The organism is Flavonifractor sp. An91, from assembly GCF_002159225.1.
Classification (GTDB): domain Bacteria; phylum Bacillota; class Clostridia; order Oscillospirales; family Oscillospiraceae; genus Flavonifractor; species Flavonifractor avicola.
This window is the reverse complement of record NZ_NFHA01000041.1, coordinates 1-21,122: the sequence shown is the minus strand read 5'-3', so window position 1 is coordinate 21,122 and position 21,122 is coordinate 1. Positions and strand designations below refer to the sequence as shown.

The window sequence follows — 21,122 nt, the reverse complement described above, 5'->3', positions numbered from 1 at the left end:
GGAGAGTTGCTACCAGATATGACAAATTGGATGCCTCTTTTCTGGCCTTCGTCTACCTTGCCGCTATTGCTATCTTGTTGTTTTAGAACAAAACTACACATTTTTCAAACAGGGCCTAGGGCTGGAACCAACTGCTATTGCTGTCGTCAAGGTAATGTATAACTGAAAAGACTAATGGATAGACATTAAACTCCAAGTACTCCTAGCCGATTTTACTCCGGCGGTAGTGGTTTCCCTTATAGTTTCCCTTTTAAATAGATTTTTTACAAATAGCACACAGAACGAAAAGGTTCAATAAGCAAAGCAGATATATAAAATGAGTTCAGTTCTGCAACAAAAGAAAGAGCTTAAAAACACTTCACACGAATTCGAGTTTCAAAGAAATAAGACGACTCTGAGCACGGGTCCGCCCAATAGGAACGCCAGACATTCCAACAGGGCCGCGTCTGGCACAGCGACCCTGGTCTGGATGGTGTATCATGGCGGAAAGAAAATCCGCCGCATAAAAAAACTGCCTTAACAGCGTCTATCTGGTCTTTGCATCAGCAAGTACCCTATAGTCAACTGTTAGGCAGTTGGTAGAAACGTCCATCCGAATCATGGGCTTATATAGGCGTGTTCAGTTGTCGTGGCATATCATACAAAATAATTTTTGATTTGTCAAACAAATTTTTTATTTTATACAATCACCACAGAAAGCACGCTGTTGAATTGTGCGCCATACACAAAAATGGGGATTGTTGGGAGCTAACTAGGCTGGATTACGATTTGTAGCTACCAGGGCATAGCAGTAGCCGCCATGATGCCATCATTCAGGGAGGGAAATAGGGAAATGAGGAGAACTTCACACGATTTTCCTGGCAAGATGGGCAGACTGTGGTGTCAGTAAAGATGTCGATGGCAGTCCGCTGGGTTATAAAGGACTCACCATCCTGGTAAAGATCTGTATAATAATCCAGTTTTGCGAGTGCAGTAGGCCGGGTAGGTAATAGCAAAAGACGGATCTCTGATAAAGAAGGCTGCACTTGATCTGCCGTTTTCAATTAATTGAAGTCGACAGTCAGAAAGATTGGTGGGAAGATGCGGCGTTGTTGCATACGGGATCTCCTGCTTTTCGTAAGTTTTACCTCCTGCGCAAGGTAAAACACAAGTGATTTGTCCGGGTTCCATCGCTGTGCATCTGCGCGCTAAGGTCTACGGTGGGCGAAGGATTCATTAAGCTGAAAGCGGAGCAAATGGGGGCCATGTGATGTATTATGTAGTAGAAAGTGGAATGCCGTACCAGTCTCTGACGAATCTATCTACATCTATGCTGTTTGTGCGGATTCAATTTATTATCAGTAATACTTGTGAGAATATCTGATTTGTGAGGGAAAATTACTTCGGATTCATCGCAAACTCTTCTACCCACATCTTCAGTGATATAGAATATATTTTTGTTAATATGAATATATATTAGTGCAAAGGCACAATGTAGATGATTATCAAGATCTTAAATCATGAGGGCGAGAGTGGCATTATTATAACCCAAAGATTTGACCGCATCAGACCCTTGTAGGGCTTAATCAAGCCTCCGGATTAACTGGAGGTCTTGACTCGCGTTTTGAACGGCAGGCTGGGGTTCAGGCTGCCGCATCTCTATAATAGAGTGTAAGATAACCTTGCCGTAAGACCCACAGAACTTGGAATAGGATAACAGTTTATTCCACTCTATTTTCTCAACCGGCATTTTCATACATGAGCTCCAGGAATAACATGACATCAAACACGTCACTTGATGTCTGCTGACTATCCAGCAGGTCGATTCGATTTAAGGAATATTCAAAGGTACCATCATTCTGGTCCTCATAATAGAAGCAAATACGAATATCCTCTCCCATAATGGGCATATAGCCTTCCACATAGACGTTGGATGCGTCCTCATCAACGGATTCTGAGGTCCAGGTGGGGCTGCGCAAGTTGTCATCCATCAATTCTTTCATAGTCTGAGGACCATATTCGTCCAGCGTGACATTTTGAATCTGATAGATGGGACCACCAACCGCTGCATCCCATCCATAACGAAGAATGCCCACCCCTCCGTTAGCCAGAAAGATCACAAAACCGATCAGAAGCGCGACCTCTATCAGCATACCGATCTTTTTCTGGTTCATGGTACCGGCATTGCAGCTAGCCTCTTCGTTGCCAGCATCCTGAACGGTATAGGGCTGTCCCGGATTTTCGATCTGCGTGCCGCAGATGGGGCAGAATGCCTGTCCCCGCTCCATACGATGATTGCAGGAGGGACAGGGCATATATTTCCGTCTCTGGCGGAGCTTGCGGTTATAGCCTAGATTGATCATGCCAATCAGGCCCAGAATTGTCCCCATAACAGTCCAGCCATACCCCCAAAAGAATCCCAGAATGATCTGGATGCCGTCCAGAACGGCATAGACATAGATAGTAAACTGGTTGATCTTCACTGCGGCAGTTTCCCCCAAAAGACTACCCGCTGCGGGTAGGGTGCGGGACGCAAAAGGGCGTTACAATAAAACTAAACATCCAATATGCAGGGAGGCGGAGGTAATAAAAACAGTTAGGGTCTCACCAATATCCAGGGATCTAGCCGGAAGCTGCTGCCACTTTTGGACTGGTAGTCCCGCTGCTTCTTGTAGATGGCGTTGTGTAACCTCCGCATATCAGACTATAGAAACCCCAGCTTACAATGATACGAGATGACCTGGGTTCCCCGGGAGCCCTCGTCATTACAAACGTGAGTGTATAAAGAGAAAACGGCCAGGGTGTTCCGGCATCAGATAGGGGGATTCCATGAATATATTGGAAGCATTGATCATTGCAGCAGTGGCCTCTGTACTCTTTCTCCTTTTTGTGGTGGGCATAGTCGTCTACCACAATTTCTCCCAGATATTCTCGCCTGAAAACTCAAAAAAGGCCCGGTTTAAACGGCTGCTGACCCAGGAGAGTACACCGCTGCACGGCTCAGGGCTCCGCCGGGAGATACGAAAGGCCTTCGAGCGGGTCCTGATACCTCTGAGCAAGGCGGACAAGCGGGCCCTCCCGGTGAGAATGGACAAGACCTTTCGCAGCAATATAGAGTGCCAGCTGGAGTTGCTACAGCAGCGGAAGCTCTGCCGGGATATTCGTCTGACCGATGTCATCCCGCAGCCGAAAAACGAATTCACCCGCTGGGAGGATGACGGCAGAGAGTGGCGGGAATCTGTTCTGGAGTGTACAGCCCTGGAACGTTATGTTCCGGCGGAGGGCGGCGACCCCGTTTATGAGATCTACCGTCCCAATGCCTATGCCCATATTCTCCAGTCCAGGCATATCCGCAGTTCGGACCGGAAAGCGGAAAAGAACAGCTACTACGCCGGCCAGGGCAAGATCAGCTGTCCCTCCTGCGGCGCGCCTCTGGAGCTGGGCAGCCAGCAGGTGGTCTGTCCCTATTGCGGCGGCACGATCCATAGCGATTTCTACGACTGGCAGACCGAGACCTTTGCACTGTACGAACCGGCCAGCAGTAACCCTTTTCTGGTACTGATGATCCCCACGGCGCTGCTGTTTTTGTGTATGTTCTTTAGCCTTTGGCTCATTCCGGACATGGAGGCGGCTATGGGCACAGCCTTGGGTTCTGCTCTGGTGATTTTGGTGCTGGCAGTTGCTATGCCCAGTCTCCGGGCACGGCGGCAGAAAAAGTTGGGGGAGCAAGTGGTCAACTATTCCGAACACTACCTGCGCTCCTGTATCGCCCAGGCCCTGCACGATGAGGGGGACAACCCTCAGCTGATGGATCGCAGCGTGGGCACCCTCCTTTTAAAAAACGTGGTCAATACGGATGATATCACCAGGATCACAGTCAAGGTGCAAATCAGCGAAACTTATCTGCCCCTGGGAAAGAAACCCTATACGAAAAAATACAAACGTACCCTCACCATGCACCGGGCGCGTTATCCTGAACGGCGAAAAGCGGACGGTGCGTTCTTCGCAGAGAAGGAGTGCCCGTCCTGCGGTGCCAACTTCGTTCCAGACGAGCACCACTGCTGCAGTTTTTGCGGCTATGCCCTTCAGCATGATCGATCCAAATGGGTGATGGAGAAGGCTGGATCCTAAACGAAGGATCACAAGCGAGCAAAGGCCAAGAGTGCCTTTATGTGTCATTTGTTTATCCCGATTGTGAGAGTTTGGTACAGTATAAATAGGCGTTAAAAAAGGAGAGAACGAATATGATGGATGAAGTGGAAAAATGTGTGGCCTCAAGAACCAAATTCCTTGACGAATACTTTACGATTCCGGATGATATGCAAAATGAAGTGCAAACCTTTATCGCGGACATCACTTTGCTGGGTAACACCTGCAGCAGTGCGACAGAGTTTGAAGAAAAGTTTGTATCAGAAGGCCTGTCGGACAGATTTAATGCAGTTTTACCCAAATGCACGCCCAAACCGGTAAAAATGACAAAGGAGCAAAAGCAGCAATCAAGAAAAATCGCCAAAGAGATCCTGGTGGAAAACCGGGATGAGCTTCTCAGCGATACTGTGGATCATGTTGCCAACAGAGGCGTGAATGAGCTGAGGGACAAAGCAATAGCGGATACGCGAAAGGCAATGATTGAAGAAGGCACTATGGCGGACTATACAATAGCAAAGAATTACATTGAAGATGGTACCAGGTTTGTCAGCTTTTTAAAAAATAAATTCAAGAAAAAATAATATGGAAAACCTTGTTGGCCGTCATCTCAATGCCTGAGTATTGAGATGACGGCCTTGTTGATAAGCCCAAAGGTTTGATCGTAACCTATATTGAGAGGAGAAAACAGCGCTAGGCTTGTAATGTATATCAGCAGCTTTTATAATAGTAATGAAGTAAAGTATTTCCAAGTTGGCTGCATACAGACTACCCGCAGCGGGTAGGGACAGAAATAAAAATCTGCGTTATACTAAAGGACAGCGGTTTTTATCAAACTGAAAACAAAGTGTCATGAAAGCTGTTGATGGTTGGTGATATTACAAAAATACGAGGGGGGATGACGCTATGAAACACAGAAACGTTATCGTTTTGCTGATCGCCATCTTATTACTCTGCGCAGGCTGTTCCAACACCGCAAAAAAAGAAGAAACGCCGACCACCATTACAGTCTGGCACGTCTATGGTGGGCAGACCGATTCGCCGCTCAACGATCTGATCGATGAGTTCAACCAAACGGTGGGAAAAGAGCAGCAGATCAATGTGCAGGTCACCTCCGTGTCCAACAGCAACACGATCCACGAGCTGGTGCTGGCTGCTGCCAACGGAGAACCGGGAGCAGCGGAGCTGCCCGATATCTTCAGTTCCTATCCCAAGACCGTGATGGCTCTGCCTGATGACAGCATTCTGGTGGACTATCAGGACTACTTCAGCGAGGAAGAATTGTCTGCTTTCATCCCGGCTTTCATGGAAGAAGGGATGGTCAATGACCGCCTGGTTGTCCTTCCTGTGGCAAAATCCACAGAGATCATGTTCATCAACCAGACCATCTTTGACCGGTTTTCTCAGGCAACCGGGGTGACGCTGGAGGATCTGGATACTTGGGAAGGGCTTTTCAAGGCGGCAGAGGTCTATGCGGACTGGACTGACGCTCAGACGCCGGATATTCCGGACGATGCCAAGTCCATGTTTGTCCATGACTACTACTTTAACTACTTCCAGGTGGGGGCGGAATCCCTGGGCGAGGATTTCTTCCAGGGTGACAGGCTGGCCTTTGGCCCCGCTTTCCAGACGGCGTGGGAGCCACTGGCGCAGGCCGCGCTTCAGGGCGGCGTCTGGCTCAAGAGCGGTTACGCCACCGAATCCATCCGCACCGGTGACAGCATCGTCAGTGTGGCGTCCTCAGCCAGTATCCTCTATTACAGCGATGTGGTGACATACCCGGATAATACTTCCGAGGAGATCACCATCATCTCCCGCCCTTGTCCGGTATTTGAGGCGGGAGAAAACCTGGTCATGCAGAGAGGGGTGGGCTTCTGCACCGTGCGCTCCACGCCGGAGCGGGAGCAGGCTGCCGTGACCTTCCTCAAGTGGCTGACCGAACCGGAACGCAATGTGGAGTTTGTGACCCGAGCGGGCTATATGCCGGTGACTCAGGTTGCCTTTGAAAACGAACTGCCGAAGGCCATTGAGGGATTGGAGAGCGCCAAATATGCGTCCCTCTATCAAGCGTATCTGGATACCCAGGCAAACTATGAATTTTATGTGCCGCCGCAGCTGGAGACCTACCTGAGCCTGGAAACCACGCTGGAAGACCAGGTGCGCACACAGCTTGCGCTGGGCCGCCAGGATTATCTGGAGGCCGGAGAGACTGGACTGGCGCAAATCAGCGCAGACCGGCTCCAGGCCTTCCGGGAGATCATGGAGCGATAACCAAAAGAGAGGAGGAAACGCCGTGCGGAACAAATTCCGGGAGCTGCGGGCGCTGAACGCCTTTGCCAAAAAGCAGAGCGTAGGTATGCAGAGAAAGTTGATGCTCTACTGGGTATCCATGATCCTGGTGGTCTTTGCGGCGGTAATCCTCCTTCTGTCCATTGCCGGAGTCTTTTCCCAGAGCGATGAGCGGATTCAAGAAGTGATGGAGCTTCACTTGAAAAACACACAGGATAACCTGGTCAATCACCTGGATCGTCTGACCGCCCAGAGCTTGAATCTCTCCAAGGAGCTGAGCCGTGAGATTGAAGGAACACTGATTCAGGAGGGTATCTCGCTGCAGGAGGTCAACGATGATCAGGAGCGGCTGCTGAAGCTGCAGCAAACCATGTATCCGCTCATCAATGCTACCCTCCAGACAGCCGATTGTAATGGGGCCTATGTGATTTTGAATGCCACCACCAACACCGCCCTGGCAGGGGCGGACCACTCCAGAAGCGGAATCCATCTGCGCTACTCCAACCTCAGCGCCAGCAGTCCGGTGACCCCTACCGTGGTCTACTTCCGGGGCATCCCGGATATTGCCCGGCAAAAGGATCTGGAACTGCACAACCGATGGAATCTGGAATTTGACACCGATCAGATCCCGGGCTGCCGGGAACTGATGGATATGCCCCTGGACCGGCCTGCCCAGTGCTACTTCTGGTCCCGCCGCATTGACCTGAAGGATACCTGGGAATCTGCCATGCTTCTGTGCGTCCCCATCGTGGGCAGCGACGGGACCGTATACGGCGTCTGCGGCGTGGAGATCAGTGCGCTGTACTTCCAGCTGTCCTATCCCGCTGCAGATGGGCAATTTGGTTCCGCCGTTACTGTGCTGGCGCCCCTTCAGGATAGCCGTCTTCTGCTGTCTGAGGGACTGGTAGGCAGCGTCAGCGGCACCTACCTGGATGGCCAAGAGACCCTGGTCATCCATCAGGGACGATACTATAACGAATATGATGCAGGTTCCGAGCGGTATATTGGCCTGCATCAGGTCATGCCCGTTTCCAGGGGTGAAGTAGAGGGTACCACTTGGGTCGCCGCTATCCTGATCCCTCAGGACAGCTATGCAGCGTACACCGCTGATATACAAAAAACATGGGTCATAGCGGCCCTGGTGCTGCTGCTGGTGCTGCTGGCCTTTTCCTTCTTCCTGGCCCGGAGCTTTGTCCGGCCCATCACCGATAGCCTGAAGCGGTTTCAGCAGGAAGAGATGCCGGAACAGAGTCTGTCCTCCGGAATCTCGGAGGTGGATGAGCTGGCAGAGTTTCTAAATGCCCGGGCACGGAACCAGCGGCTGGAGCAGGGGGAACTTCCTCCCAATATCGCAGAGCTCTTCGATCAGTTTGTGGTGCGCAAGGATCTGCTGACAGAGGCAGAGCGAAATATCCTCCGCTACTACATCGATGGGCATGAGATCGCGGAGATCCCGGATCTGGCGTTTATCAGCATGAGTACAGTCCGCAAGCACAACCGGAGCATCTACGAGAAGCTGGGGGTTGCCTCACGGGATGAGTTGATGCTCTACATTGATCTGCTCCGCCGCTGCGGTAGACTTCAGGAGCTGTTCTAAGATTAGACCCAAAATGCGGCAAAGCGCACAAAACCATTCCTTTGGTTTTGTGCGCTTTCTCTATTATCCAATGGATACCTTTTGCGAAAAGTGGAAAAAAGTATTCGCCGGACCATATACGCACGCCCCTGCTCCTGCTATAACAGGAGCAGAAAGGAGGCGGGGCGTATGATAAGTTTGTTATCCAGCCATCTGGAGGACTGTTCCACACCGCAGTATTTCTGTTTTTCCGTTCGCTGTGAGGTGTGCGGAGAATACTGGTACAGCAGCAGTATCCCCTTTTCCAAAGCGGTACAGGCAGCCCAATGCCGGGAAAAGAAGGAACTCTATGATGCCATTTACCAGCGGGAGAAGCAGCGGGCCCGGGAGGCTGCGGGGCAGGAGGCCCGGGAACGATTCAGTCAGTGTCCCGTCTGCCGGCGGCTGGTCTGTGACGCCTGCTTCCTCATCTGCGATGAGATGGATCTGTGCAGGGAGTGCGCTGCTCGCATGAAAGAGCCTGGGGAGCCGGTGGCGCCATGAGAATACGATGGTTGCCGGTCCTCCTGCTGTGTTTGCTGCTGACCGGATGCAGCGCGGCGGCCTCCGGAGGGTATTTGATCCCAGAGGCAGAGGGTTCCGGAGCATACAGTGAGGTGCTGCTTCCATTCCTCTCCGGCTATACGCTCCAGGACGGGGAGGATACCCTCTATGCGGAGGTGGCTCGCGGCAATGCGGTGGCCTGCTTTGATGTGCAGGCAATACCGGCCATGACCCGAGGTGTGGGCCGGTATTGGTATCCCCATGTGACGGCTACGGTAGTCCTAGCGGTGGACCGCACCCGGACGGATGCAGTCATCACCGGCTGGAACAGCCTGCGGGAGAGCGGGGTTTCCGCCGGTATGAGCAGCTTTTCAGTTGTTCGCAATATGCTGGCCATGGGCGCCCTGTCCTACGGGCTGGACTGGGAGGACCCAACCAAGCAGGATGCCCTGGATTACCTGGAAGACCTTCATCGGAATGGAGGATTCGAGTTGGACGGGGCGGACGCTCCCGTTTTGATCTGTCTGGACTATGAAGCTGCTGCGTGGAACCAAAATGGAGAAAATTATGAGATTATTGTGCCGGAAGAGGGCACCTTGTCCTACCGCATGGGGCTGCTCTCCGATGTTCCACTGATGCTGGAGCCGGGGCTGGATGAGGCTCTGCTGTCTGCGGGTCTGCCTCTGGCGGGCGGGGAGAGGCCGTCCGGCTTTCCCACCGATTACCGCTCGACCCACACACTGGAAGGGAAGGACTATGACCGGTTTTTGACCCTCGCCGGGGACAGCAGCCGTGATCTGCGCAGGCAGGTGTTTCACACCCGGCTCTACACCACAGCCGATATGCGGGAGCATATTCTATCCGCCCTGCTGATTGCTACTGTCATACTGCTGTGGAAAGGCACGGTAACCCACCGGATGATCCGCCGGGATGTCCGCCGGGTGGTGGACGTGCTGGGTTGGCTGATGGTGGGGTGGCTTATGCTGCGCCTGTTTAAATACCAGCTGCCGCAGGAAAGTACGCTATGCCGGTTGTGCTGGTATGGTTACTATCTTTTTCAGCTGGCCCTGCCGGTGGCGCTGCTGTACCTGACGGAGATCCTGGACCGGGGAGAGGGCGAAAAGCAGCTGGTACGTCCCCTGTGGCCGCCCCTTGCGGTGTATATCCTCTCGGTGCTGCTGGTGTTGACCAACGATCTCCATCAGCTGGTATTCCGCTTTACACCGGGTGGAAACTGGGCTTCGGATTATCAGTATGGGCCGGGATTCTGGGCGGTTATGGCCTTCTCCCTCCTGTTCCTGGCATTTGCTCTCTGGAATCTGCTCCGCAAGGGACGGGGAAGCCCCAGCCGGAGAGGCCGCGTACTCCCACTGCTGTTCTGCGGCGGCTTGCTGGCCTATCTTGCCGCCTACATCCAACGGGTACCGTTGGCATGGGAGAGCGATATTACGGTCAATATTTGCATTCTGTCGGTTTTGTTCTTTGAAACGGTGCTCCACGGGGGGCTGATCCCGGTGAATATCCAATATCAGCGCTTGTTTGCGTCCGCTCCCATTGGCCTGACGCTGCTGGATGAGGATGGCCGCACCGTTCTATCCTCCCACGGAGCCCGTCCCATCTCCCGATCAGTCTGGCAGCGGCTGCGCACAGACATACAGCAGCCTCTGCTGCGGGACAGAGATACCCAGCTCCACGCCGTTCCTGTCCGCAGCGGTATGGCGGTATGGCAGGAAGACCTGTCTCAGACCAACCGGCTGCGCAGAGAGATCCAGGACGTACAGACCCGCCTGGAGGCAGCCAATGCCCTGCTGCGGGAGGAGGGCGAGGTAAAAAAGCGCCTGCTGGCCGCGGAGACCAACCGAGCCCTGTTTGAGCAGCTGGACCGTGACATGGAACGCCGCATCACATCTCTGGTACGCCTGATTGAAGCTCTGCCGGAAACAGAGCAGTCAAAAGGCCTGACCGCTTATATTACCCTGTGCCTGTGTCATATTAAACGCAGATGCAACCTGTTCTTTCTGGCCCGCCAGGGTGAGCCTCTCCCCGGCGATGAGCTGAGCATGTATCTGGATGAACTGGCGGAGCTGGCCCGCTATGCGGGACTGCAGGCCCTGATCCGCTGCGGGCAAAGGAACGGACTGGAGATCCGCAGCGCGTCACTATGCTACGACTTCGCCTTTGAGACCATAGCCTGGGCGTTGAAAGAGAAGGCCTCCCCGCTGATGGGATACCTGGAGACGGAGGGCGCCTGCCTGGTATTCCGGTTCCTCCCCGGAGGCGATCCTGGACGGTGGCAATTATCGGAGGAACTGACGGCGGCGGTGACCGCAATGGGCGGGCAAATTTCCTGCAAGGACCTGGACGACGCCTTCGGGATCTGTATGACGATACCCCTGGGAGGTGAGGCTTGTGGCTGAGTTTTATCGCTTTCCCCACTGGATACTGACCGCTTTGGTGATGATGGCGGCGGTGTGCATCGTGCTGCAGACCCTGACCGTCTCCTATAGCCTCCGCCGCCTGCATATTGGCTGGGGCCGCAGAGCGGAAAACGGGATGGAGTGTGCCATCCTGGCGGCGCTCTTCCTCTTTGCCGCCCTGCTGGGGCAGGTACAGTACGGGCTGTACGGCGGCTTTCTGATGCCCAGCGCCTATGGAATTGCCCGGCAGATGGTGTTCCTGCTGACTGCGGCGCTGGGTACTGCCGCCGCCATGGGGACGGAGCAGGTATGGCTATTTTTCGTCATCGGCGGGGCAGCAGTTCTGTTGCCCATGACAGAGCAGATTACGGGGCCTGTTTACCCGGTCTTTTTCCTGACGGGGCTTGTGTTTTTCCTGCTACGCAGCGTACATATCTGCCTGCTGCGCCGGCGGGAGCTTTATACCCAGATTTCCTCCGTCTCCGTCAAGGAGGCTATCGACACCCTGCACACCGGGCTGCTGTTCTTCCGCCGTTCGGGAGATATCCTGCTGTGCAACCGCCAAATGGATGGACTGGCCCGGCAACTGAGCGGGCAGTCTCTGCACAATGGACTGGCATTTCAGCGGCTTTTGGAGGGCGGAGAACTCCACGGAGGCTGTGCCCGGGAGATTCTGGGGGGCCAGCAGGTGTTTCGCCTTCCCGACGCCTCTGTATGGAGCATTTCCGCCCATGCCATCCCTATGGGCCGGCGGGCCTTTGTCCTGCTCACCGCCGACGACGTAACGGAGCGGTGGGACGCGGTGACACTTCTGGCCCGGCAGAACCAGGCCCTGGAACAGCGGGGCCGGGAGCTGCGTCACACCATCGAACATCTCCAGACCATCTGCGAGGCGGAGGAGATCGCCCGGAGCAAGGGGCGGGTCCATGACCTGCTGGGCCAGCGTATCAGCCTGCTGCTCCGTGCCCTGCGGGACGGACAACAGCCGGACGAGGCGCTGCTGATGGACTTTGCCCGCAGCCTTCCCACGGCCATGCGGGAGGATGGTACACCCTCTCCCGCCCGCCGTCTGGCGCTGCTGCGGGAGACCTTCCAGGGTATGGATGTATCGGTGGAGATCCGGGGAGCGCTGCCGGAGGACAGAGAAGTGGCGGAGAGCTTTGCCGAGATCGCTGTGGAGTGTGTTACTAACGCTGTGCGCCACGGCTACGCCACCCGTATCCAGTTCCATCTGTTTCACAACGACTGCTGGCGCATGACGGTCACTGACAACGGCATCCCGCCTGCCGGGCCTATCCGGGAGGGGGGCGGCATCGGCGGAATGCGACGCCGGATTGCCCGGCTGGGGGGTACACTGGATCTGTATACCGTTCCCCGGTTCCGGATCGAACTGTCAGTATCAAAGGAGGCTGAGGGGAAATGACCAGAGTCCTGATTGTGGAGGATCACGCATCCATGCGGGAATCGCTGACCGCGGCGCTGACGGCGTCGGGGGATTTCACCGTGGTGGGGGAAGTGCCCAACGCCGACTACGCTCAGGACTTCTGCTGCCACCTGCATCCTGATCTGGTACTGATGGACGTATGTACCGAGGGGGGCGCTTCTGGCCTGAAAGCGGTGGAGGATATCCGAAAGGCAGATGACAAGATCAAGATCATCGTCATGACCGCCTTTGATGAGATCACCTATATCCCCCGAGCCAAAGCCGCCGGGGCCAACGGGTTTATCTACAAGAGCCGGAGCCTCAACGACTTTTTGGAGGTGGCCCGAGCGGTGATGGGGGGTGAGCGCTGTTTTCCTGAGCCCAGAACCATCCCGCTGCCCCAGGGGGAGGCCCCTCTCACCGACCGGGAGATGGAGGTACTGCGGCTGATGTGCAAGCATATGACCAATCAGGAGATCGCCCGGGAACTGTTCATCAGTGAAAACACCGTGAAGTACCACAAGATGAATATGCTGGGCAAAACCGGCTTTTCCAAGGCGGTGGATCTGGCCTTCTATATGATCTCCAACGGCTGGATCAATCCTCTGTATTAAGTATATAGCTCAGTGGTCCACCGGCAAATGCCGGTGGATTTTTTCTTTTCAGGAAAAGACTACCCGCAACGGGTAGGGTGCGGGAGGCAAAAGGAGGCTACAATAAAGCCAGACATCTAATATGCAGGGAGGTGGGGGTGCTGAAAACGGTGCTGTTAATTATGAGACGGGCGTCGCTGGCCCAGGGTCTGATGACCAAGGTGCGGGATATTCCCGGTATCCAGCTGTGCTATGAGCCGGACTATGCCAACGCGGATGTGGCCATCCGTTCCCATCTGGCCGCCGGGGCGCTGCTGGAGGTAGCCGAGGACGGCACTCAGGACATGGACTTTTGTTTGGCCCTGTGTGCATGGCTGCGGGAGGTAGCACCCTACTGTCATATTATGCTCATGTGCCCCGAGGGGCAGGCAGAGACGGTCCATCGGGCTATTGAAGCCAAGCGGAAAGGTGCGATCGACGACTTTGTGTTTTACGACGTGTCTCTGGACTATCTGGCCGCCAGCCTGCAATCCCTTTGAGGTGGAACGCGACTTTTTTCAAAAAGGAGGAGAAACTACATGAGGAAACGGATCACCAGCCTGCTGCTGACCCTGGTTATGCTGCTCTCCCTGGCGTCCGCCCTGGGCGGGACGGCCAGCGCCGTGTCCGGCGAGAAAGAAGTGAACAGCTATGCGGAACTGAAAGCGGCGCTGGAAGGCAACGCCTATTACATCAAGCTGAACCGCGACATTGACACAATGTATGAATTTCCCCACGGCCTTACGCCAGACGATGTCATTTCCATCAGCTCGAAGGCGCACACCCTGGATCTGAACGGTAAGACGCTGACCCTGCGCACCAAATCAGATATCAATTCGGGGGCTATGGCCTATATTGACCTGGTTGATTCGGAGCTTATCATCAAAGACAGCTTGGGTGGCGGCCAGATCCGGCTGTATCAGAGCAGCAAGTGGTCGATCCCCATGATCCTGGTCAGGAGTGAATCAGCCCTCTATATGACCGGCGGAAAGCTCACCTCCATCGCCAACGGAAAGAATACGCCGGGTCAAACGCTGTTCCACAACGCGGGCGATCTGGAAATTCAGGGCGGTGAACTCTACTGTACGGACAGGGACGATAACGTCAATATAACGGAGAAAGATGGCGTACTGGAGTTCGGTGACGATACCTGCTATGCGATCTACTCAAATCCGAAGGCCGGAAAAGAAGTCAACATCGAAGGCGGCAAATTTACAGGCGTTCTGAGGTTTGAGGTAAATCCGGATAACAAAAATGTGACCACCATCTCCGGCGGTACCTTCAAAAGCCACGTGGGATTTTTTGCAGATCGGGGTATATTGGACGGAGCGTTCCATATCAGCGGCGGCACATTTTCTACGGTGGGGCTTTATAAAAAGTGGAATGAATACTGGAACGCCGGACTTCACGATGCGCGTCATACCATCCTCGCCATCAGCGGCGGTACATTCGACGAGTTCAACGTATGCCTGAATGATGATTACTGGATCCGCGCGAATAAAACCTGCCCCTACCCGGCGTTCCAAATCACCGGCGGAACATTTAAATGGCTGGAAATCAACATTCTTATGAACGAAACCACGGAAGAGCTGGCACAGTACTATACAGCTGAGGCGTTCCGGCATATCCTGGACGGCTCCTGCGTCAACATCAAGGGCAAGACCTATATCGCCGACAATATTTATGAGGCGATGACGTATTACTATGACACAGACACCAACCTGCATGTCTATGAATTCCCCCTCTATTCTGCCACCATCACGCCCGCCGGCGACCAGGAGAACGTAGAGATCAGGCTGGACGGCAAGTCCATCAAGTGTTCCAGGGACGAGCCGGCAGATATGGTATATCTCGACAACAGCACCGCCCATACCCTCACCTTCCAGTGGAGCCCCATGTCCCAGGTTTTGCAGGACGCGGGCTACTCCTATGTCATCGATTTGACCGGCACCACCCCCGACAGGGGTAAAGTCACCTCGGGGATCGGCAGCAAGCTCACCCAACACACCGTCACCATTCCCGCCGGTGCGGCCACCGGGGAGTACATCTTTGATCTGTGCCTTAGCAAGAAAAAGGACGGCTCGATCATCGAACCTTCGTCCAGCCACTACATCGTCCACATCTATGTGAAGGAGACGCCCAAGCCGGATCCCGTCCTCACCGGCCGGATCTACCACCCCAGCGCCATCGTCTATGGTAGCCCCATCTCTACCGTCCTCACCGGCCTGCCGGAGGGTCTCAGCGAGGCTGACCTGTCCTACCAGTGGCAGCGGCGCTACTCCCTGGGCTATGACTGGGATGACATCAAGGGCGAAACCAACAGAAGCTATACCCCCACGGCGGAGGATATAGGGGAGAATACCTACCTCCGGGTGACCGTTACAGCGAAGGGCTACACGGGCCAGCTGGCAGGCTCGTTCCTGAGGGTGAGCAAGGCCTCCAACGACAAGGAGCCGGTATGGCCCCAGCTCCAGCCTGAGAAGGACGGCAGCGGGCAGTTTACAGGCTTCCGGATCCTGAACTGGAAGGATGACCAGGAGTATGTGTACACCACCACCCAGACCGAGGGGTGGCCTGAGGATGCCGTGCCCATTTCTTCCGAGGCGGTGACCGGCCTGACCCCCGGCAGTACCTGCTTCATCTACACCCGCTGCAAGGGTACCGACACCATAAAGGAAGGCGTCCGGACGGGCAGCGGGACGGTACTGCTGGCCGATCCGGAAAACCTGTACAAGTTGGTGCTGAGCCGGAACGGCCGGCCCTACGCGGACTATGGCAAGGGGAACACCATCTTCCTCAAGAAGGGGGAGAGCGTGACCCTGGACGTGAGCATGAACCCCGCCAATGCCAACAAGTGGCAGAGGTTCACCTTCAAGCCGGAATGGGTGGATACGGTGCCCCAGTACACCGTCACCACCTCCACAGGCAGCAATGTGGTCAATCAGAATCAGGCCGTTACCAGCATTACCATCACAGGCAAGGAGACCGGCTTTACCAGTCTGTCCGCCGAGTACCCCGGCTACCCTGCGCCGAACCGTTACGGCAGCTGGTCGGTCCTTGTGTACGAGGACCCCGCGGAGATCGGCACCAATGCCGACATCCGCGTTACCCCCTCCTCCCTGCCCGACGTGACTCTGCGGCCGGGGGAGAAGCTCGACCCGCCGGAGTATGCAGTTTCCGTCTTCCCTGAGGGGGCGATGGGGAACTACCGCTACGAGTGGCGCGTCCTGGAGGAGAACACCGGGGCCTCCCCCGGCAGCAGCCCCACCCGGCAAGTAACCGATAACGGCTATCTCTCCGTGGATCCCAAGACGGGAGCGGTGACGGCCCTCAAGCCCCATCCGGAGGACGTCAGCGCGTACTACAAAACGGTGGGGCTGTGTGTGGTCAATCAGGCCGGGAACCCGCTGCCCGGTTTCCTGGTGTCCTACCAGGCTGCCGTCACCGAGACGGAGATCGAGCTGGCCGGGCTTCACATCTCCCATGAGAAGCTCCGCATGGGGGTGGACGCAACATACCAGCTTACGGCGGTTAAGGATCCCGCCAATGCGCCCGGCGACATCACATGGACCAGCAGCAACCCTGCCGTCGCCGATGTTGACAAATTCGGCATCGTTACCGCTGTGGCCGAGGGCTCCGCGGTCATCAAGGCCTCCTGCGGCGGAAAGGAAGCCACCTGCACCGTTACGGTGGAACTCTCCGCCGGGCACAACCCCTTCACCGACGTGGCCGAGGACGCCTATTATCGGGATGCGGTTGTCTGGGCCGTGAACCAGGGCATCACCTCCGGCACCAGCGCCACCACCTTCCTGCCCGACGGCATCTGCACCCGGGCTCAGGCGGTGACCTTCCTGTGGCGTGCCGCCGGCGCTCCCGCGCCCAAGTCCGCCTCCATGCCCTTTACCGATGTACCCAAGGGCAGCTGGTACTATGACGCAGTGCTGTGGGCGGTGGAGCAGGACATCACCAAGGGCAGCTCCGCCGCCACCTTCAGCCCCGATGTGAACTGCAGCCGGGGCCAGATCGCCACCTTCCTGTGGCGCTCCGCCAAATCCCCGGCGGCGGGCACGGCCAACCCCTTTACCGATGTAAAGGCGGACGCCTACTACGCCGACGCGGTGCTGTGGGCCGTCAAGGAGGGCGTCACCAACGGCAGCTCCGCCACCACCTTCAGCCCCGATGTGGACTGCAGCCGGGCCCAGATCGTCACCTTCATCTATCGCCACATGACAAAGTGACAGGATATTCTGAAAGGAGGAGAAGCACATGAGGAAACGGATCAGCTGTCTGCTTTTGACGACGGTCATGCTGTTCTCTCTGGTGCCCGCCCTGGGCGGGACGGCGCTGGCTGCCGGCGGCTTTTATGACGTGGATCAGAACGCCTGGTATCTCAAATATCTGGACACAGCGGTGGACTCCGGGCTGATCAACGGCCGGGGCGACGGCCGCTTTGCCCCCAACGATGACATCACCGGCTCGGAGGCGGTGAAGCTGGCCGCCTGTATCGGCCAGCTCCTCACCGAGGGCTCTGTCAGCCTCACCAACGGCTCGCCCTGGTACGCAAGCTACATGGAATACGCGGTGGAGGAGGGCATCCTTGACGCCCCGCTGGGCCAATATGCCCTGAGTGCCCCCATCACCCGGGCCGAACTGATGAATATGCTCTGCCGCGCCATTCCCCGGGGGCAGCGAACCCAGATCAATTCCATCCCGGACGGCGCCATCCCTGACCTCTACCCCTCCACCCCTTACCGGGACAACATCTACACCCTCTACCGCATGGGCATCGTCACCGGCTCCGACAAGCGGGGCTCCTGCCTGCCCCAGCGGCAGATCAGCCGGGCCGAGGTGGCGACCTTGGTGGCCCGCATTGTGGATAAGGACCTGCGGGTGGCCTTCCAGCTTGAGGTGTCGGAGGACGATCCCCTCAACTTTACTGGGGAGGCCGCGCTGCGGGCGGCTCTGGAGGGCGAGTGGGGCTACTGCCCGCCGGCTTCGGACACCCCGGCGGCATGGATCTTCTTCGGCAATAACGGCACGTTCACCATTCGGCTCACAGATCTGAAGCACAATGCCATTGAGGAGTATATGGGCGCCTGGAAGCTGGAGCGCCGGTATGCCGGGGCCAATGAAATCCCCGATGCGCTGATACTCACGCTCTATGAGATGGTAGAAGGCGAGCCGGTGGGCGAGCCGACGATCATGGCCGGGGACTTTCTGATCCGGAGGAAAACCCTCTGTGACGAGCGGATCGTACTTGAGCTGATACAGATGAACAACGGGGACAGCCTGTTCTCCAGCTACTATGACGATACGGCCCCGGTGCTGAGAAAGTATACCGGCTGGACGCCCCGGGGGGAGACGAGAAAGAACGAGTCCTTCTGCGCAGCGGCCTGGAAAGTGGATTACGCGTTAAAGACGGTGTGGCTGGACGACGCAGCGGAAAACGGCGACAACATCGGCCGGTATGAGGCACTGCCCTATCAGGCGGCCCCCCAGATGGATCTGACCTCTCGGGCGCCCCAGATGCTGACGGACGGCAGCGTCTGGCTGGTCCGGACGGATGAGCTGGGTCGGGTCACGGAAATGCTGCTCTATAGCTATTATGATCCCGATGAGCAGCTGACCGAGGAGGAGGCAGCGGAGCTGCTGGGCGGGGTGCCCGAGGTACAGCAGCAGCTGGAGCAGGGCATGAGTATACTGTTTGACCAGAGGCCGGAGGTCATAGGCGGCGAGCCCTGTGTGATCATCTCCCTGGGGACCGATCACGGGGAGCAGTTCGTCCGCGAAAAAACGTATGCGGTCGCTCCCAGCGGCATAGTATACGTCTATGATCTGCTTGCAGACGAATGGAGCATCATCTGGAAGTGGCAGGACCACATGTAGCACAATATGTGCCGGGATACAGGCCTGCATGGCCTTTGCTGCGGGAAACCCCGCGATAACCGGACAATGCAAACCAAGAAAGATTAACTATTAAAAGTCAAGCCCCAAAATGAATGGTGGTGGTGAAAAAGGATAGCTCAAAAAAGGTATAGCAAAGCTAAGGTCTTGTCAGGCCTCTGCTGGCTATTTAAGTAGTTGCCCTCAAGCTGCCGAGCAATATGGCTGCCTGGATTTCTCCATGGCAAAGATTAGACGAACCAACTTTTTGGCAGCATGAGAAAGCGCGACATTGTAGTGTTTGCCCTCCGCACGCTTCTTAGCAAGATAGGCAGCAAAGGTCGGGTTCCAGTGACAGACATATTTGGTCGCGTTGTAAAGGGCGTAGCGTAGGTATCGAGAGCCACGCTTTTCCATGTGTGGGTAGCAATTCTTGAGTTGTCCAGACTGGTAAGTTGAGGGCGACATCCCAGCGTAGGCCAACAGCTTGTCCGGGGAATCAAAACGAGTGAAGTCACCAACCTCAGCAAAAATCATGGCAGCCATTCGGAATCCAATCCCTGGGATAGTGGTAATGGGAGAATTAAGTTCATCCATAATGGCTTGAATTTGCTTTTCAATTTCAGCAATTTCGTCGTCCAGTTCACGGATGAGCCGGATGGTGTGCTGCAATTCAAGAGACTTGGCAGGCATCCAGGAGCCAATAGAATTTCTGGCGGCATCCCGGATTTCAAGAGCCATGTCCCGTTTGTAGTGGCCTTTAGAGGCGGTTTCGAGCAGTGTTTTCAGCCTCGTCAAATGAGCTGCGGCAATCTGTTTGGCACCGGGGAACTCCTCCAGCAGGGCGTAGACAGAAGCAATATGCAGAGAAGGAACCAGCTTTTCCAACTCTGGAAACAGGATGCAGACCAGTCGAGCGATAGAACTTTTCAGCTTGGCACGCTCTTTCACCTTGTCAAAACGGTATCTGGTCAGTGACTTTAGCTCCTCATTGTGGTATGCTGTATCTGTGTAGGGTTTGAGGCCCACATCGGATAACAGCATAGAAGCAATCGTTCGTGCATCCACCCGGTCGGTTTTAGTCTTTCGCAGACTGAGACTCTTTCGGTAAATGTTTGTACGCAAGGGATTCAAGACATAGGTGGGTAGACCGTTGTCAAGAAGAAACCCGAGCAGATTGTAGCTGTAATGTCCGGTCGCCTCAAGCCCTACTTTTATTTTGTTCTGCGTGTTGGCGCAATCCTGGATTCGTTGTAACAGATAGTGAAACCCATCCATGTTGTTGGGGATAGTGAACACATCTGCCAGGACTTCGCCCTCAGAGTTGACGATGAAACAATCGTGCTTATCTTTCGAGACATCGATACCAACAGAAACCATCATAACAAATACCTCCAACGGTAAATATGTGATGCTGCATCCACAGTGCGCCTTACTTTTGTAGCCTTGTTCCACATAAACCGTCTGGCGGTATTTAACTGATCAACAAAAGTGTAAGGGGCTGTGGTTGGAACCTTTCTTGAGCCATCTTGTGGTAGGAGATGATCACCAATCCACAGCATCCCTTACAGTGTAGCACAGCCCTTGGAGAGGGGCTTTAATAACTACTACTCTATAATACAAGGGGATGATGCCAGCCGCCTGTGTGCCGTCCGCATAGCAGCGGACAAGGAGTAACAGTGCTATGGATCAAAAAGTCCACAGCATTGAGAAGTTGCTTTTTGTCCCATATCAACGACACACGGCTTTCAATGGACAAATTTCAATAGGCGTTGGTCTGCGTTTTTGTGCGCGGGAGTTTTCCCCAAGTGGGGACAAACCCCCGCCTGCCGGTGCTGCCTGCCCTATTGAACTTCTCAATGCACATATCCAGAAAGCGGCTGATTTTGTATTCCGATACAAAGTCGGCCGCTTTCATTTAAGGCTCCCTGGACAAAGAATTAGGGGGCCGCCACCTCCGATTTGTTTTCCGCAAAAAACAAATCGGAGGTAACAAAGGTGCAAAATTATCGCAAAAGCGACTATGCGATAAACAAAAGCAGCCCAAATATCGTTTATCGCTTTCATAACGAAATCATAGAAATCACACTGGAGGATTATCTGAAGGAGAATCCCGACAAAACGGAACATGACTTTGCAGAGCTGAAAGCCCTGTCCGATCAAATCTACTATGAGCAGGATCGGGCAGAGAGCGCCCAGACCCGCAAGGATGTTTCAATACACGGTTTGGAGGA

General features: G+C 55.1%; 14 protein-coding genes, 2 pseudogenes and 1 riboswitch. Of the genes and pseudogenes, 14 read left to right on the top strand and 2 right to left on the bottom strand.

All coding sequences use genetic code 11. From position 1 onward, the window contains the following. Positions 1-86: pseudogene (locus tag B5G42_RS17995) on the top strand (IS5/IS1182 family transposase); the annotation flags it as partial. 451 nt (positions 87-537) lie between these two features. Beyond that, a riboswitch (purine riboswitch) is annotated at positions 538-633 on the bottom strand. Between the two features lie 1,085 nt (positions 634-1,718). Here the strand turns inward: B5G42_RS17995 and B5G42_RS15695 are convergent. Beyond that, positions 1,719-2,462 (bottom strand): zinc ribbon domain-containing protein, encoded by a 744-nt coding sequence (locus tag B5G42_RS15695; protein ID WP_087272343.1) that lies wholly within the window; start codon positions 2,460-2,462, stop codon positions 1,719-1,721. Positions 2,463-2,808: 346 nt separating this feature from the next. On the opposite strand from B5G42_RS15695, the gene B5G42_RS15690 reads away from it, so the two are divergent. The 11 genes from B5G42_RS15690 to B5G42_RS15640 all read left to right on the top strand — a co-directional run bounded on the left by B5G42_RS15690 (position 2,809) and on the right by B5G42_RS15640 (position 18,891). After that, entirely contained in the window at positions 2,809-4,110 is a 1,302-nt protein-coding gene (locus B5G42_RS15690) for a zinc ribbon domain-containing protein (protein WP_087272340.1), read from the top strand. A 113-nt stretch (positions 4,111-4,223) separates the two neighbouring features. Continuing rightward, positions 4,224-4,709 (top strand): hypothetical protein, encoded by a 486-nt coding sequence (locus tag B5G42_RS15685; protein WP_087272337.1) that lies wholly within the window; start codon positions 4,224-4,226, stop codon positions 4,707-4,709. 322 nt (positions 4,710-5,031) lie between these two features. After that, positions 5,032-6,396 carry an extracellular solute-binding protein gene (locus B5G42_RS15680; RefSeq protein ID WP_087272333.1) on the top strand — a complete coding sequence of 455 codons (1,365 nt, stop codon included), beginning with the start codon at positions 5,032-5,034 and terminating at the stop codon, positions 6,394-6,396. Positions 6,397-6,418: 22 nt separating this feature from the next. Beyond that, positions 6,419-8,011 carry a response regulator transcription factor gene (locus tag B5G42_RS15675; protein ID WP_087272330.1) on the top strand — a complete coding sequence of 531 codons (1,593 nt, stop codon included), beginning with the start codon at positions 6,419-6,421 and terminating at the stop codon, positions 8,009-8,011. A gap of 168 nt (positions 8,012-8,179) precedes the next feature. Then, a complete protein-coding gene (locus B5G42_RS15670) occupies positions 8,180-8,533 on the top strand; it encodes a hypothetical protein (protein ID WP_087272326.1) in 354 nt (117 codons plus the stop codon). Then, complete coding sequence (locus B5G42_RS15665; protein ID WP_087272323.1) at positions 8,530-10,950, top strand: histidine kinase N-terminal 7TM domain-containing protein; 2,421 nt, start codon at positions 8,530-8,532, stop codon at positions 10,948-10,950. Before B5G42_RS15670 ends, B5G42_RS15665 begins: the two co-directional genes overlap by 4 nt. After that, on the top strand, positions 10,943-12,373 hold the full coding sequence (locus B5G42_RS15660) for a hypothetical protein (protein ID WP_087272320.1): 1,431 nt from the start codon (positions 10,943-10,945) through the stop codon (positions 12,371-12,373). The genes B5G42_RS15665 and B5G42_RS15660 overlap by 8 nt, the downstream gene beginning before the upstream one ends. After that, positions 12,370-12,987 carry a response regulator transcription factor gene (locus B5G42_RS15655; protein ID WP_087272317.1) on the top strand — a complete coding sequence of 206 codons (618 nt, stop codon included), beginning with the start codon at positions 12,370-12,372 and terminating at the stop codon, positions 12,985-12,987. The genes B5G42_RS15660 and B5G42_RS15655 overlap by 4 nt, the downstream gene beginning before the upstream one ends. Before the next feature lie 161 nt (positions 12,988-13,148). Beyond that, positions 13,149-13,505 carry a hypothetical protein gene (locus tag B5G42_RS15650; protein ID WP_140399870.1) on the top strand — a complete coding sequence of 119 codons (357 nt, stop codon included), beginning with the start codon at positions 13,149-13,151 and terminating at the stop codon, positions 13,503-13,505. A gap of 39 nt (positions 13,506-13,544) precedes the next feature. Next, complete coding sequence (locus B5G42_RS15645; protein ID WP_087272312.1) at positions 13,545-17,243, top strand: Ig-like domain-containing protein; 3,699 nt, start codon at positions 13,545-13,547, stop codon at positions 17,241-17,243. Positions 17,244-17,271: 28 nt separating this feature from the next. Continuing rightward, the gene (locus B5G42_RS15640) at positions 17,272-18,891 is read left to right on the top strand and encodes an S-layer homology domain-containing protein (RefSeq protein ID WP_087272310.1); all 1,620 of its coding nucleotides are present in this window, start codon (positions 17,272-17,274) and stop codon (positions 18,889-18,891) included. A gap of 201 nt (positions 18,892-19,092) precedes the next feature. Here the strand turns inward: B5G42_RS15640 and B5G42_RS15635 are convergent, their stop codons facing one another. Next, a complete protein-coding gene (locus B5G42_RS15635; protein WP_087272346.1) occupies positions 19,093-20,268 on the bottom strand; it encodes an IS110 family transposase in 1,176 nt (391 codons plus the stop codon). A 304-nt stretch (positions 20,269-20,572) separates the two neighbouring features. Here B5G42_RS15635 and B5G42_RS18260 point away from each other — a divergent pair, with 304 nt between their 5' ends. Further along, positions 20,573-20,881: a hypothetical protein gene (locus tag B5G42_RS18260; RefSeq protein ID WP_162611129.1), complete on the top strand. Its 309-nt coding sequence runs from the start codon at positions 20,573-20,575 to the stop codon at positions 20,879-20,881. A 5-nt stretch (positions 20,882-20,886) separates the two neighbouring features. Beyond that, a pseudogene (locus B5G42_RS15630) lies at positions 20,887-21,122 on the top strand (sigma-70 family RNA polymerase sigma factor); the annotation flags it as partial.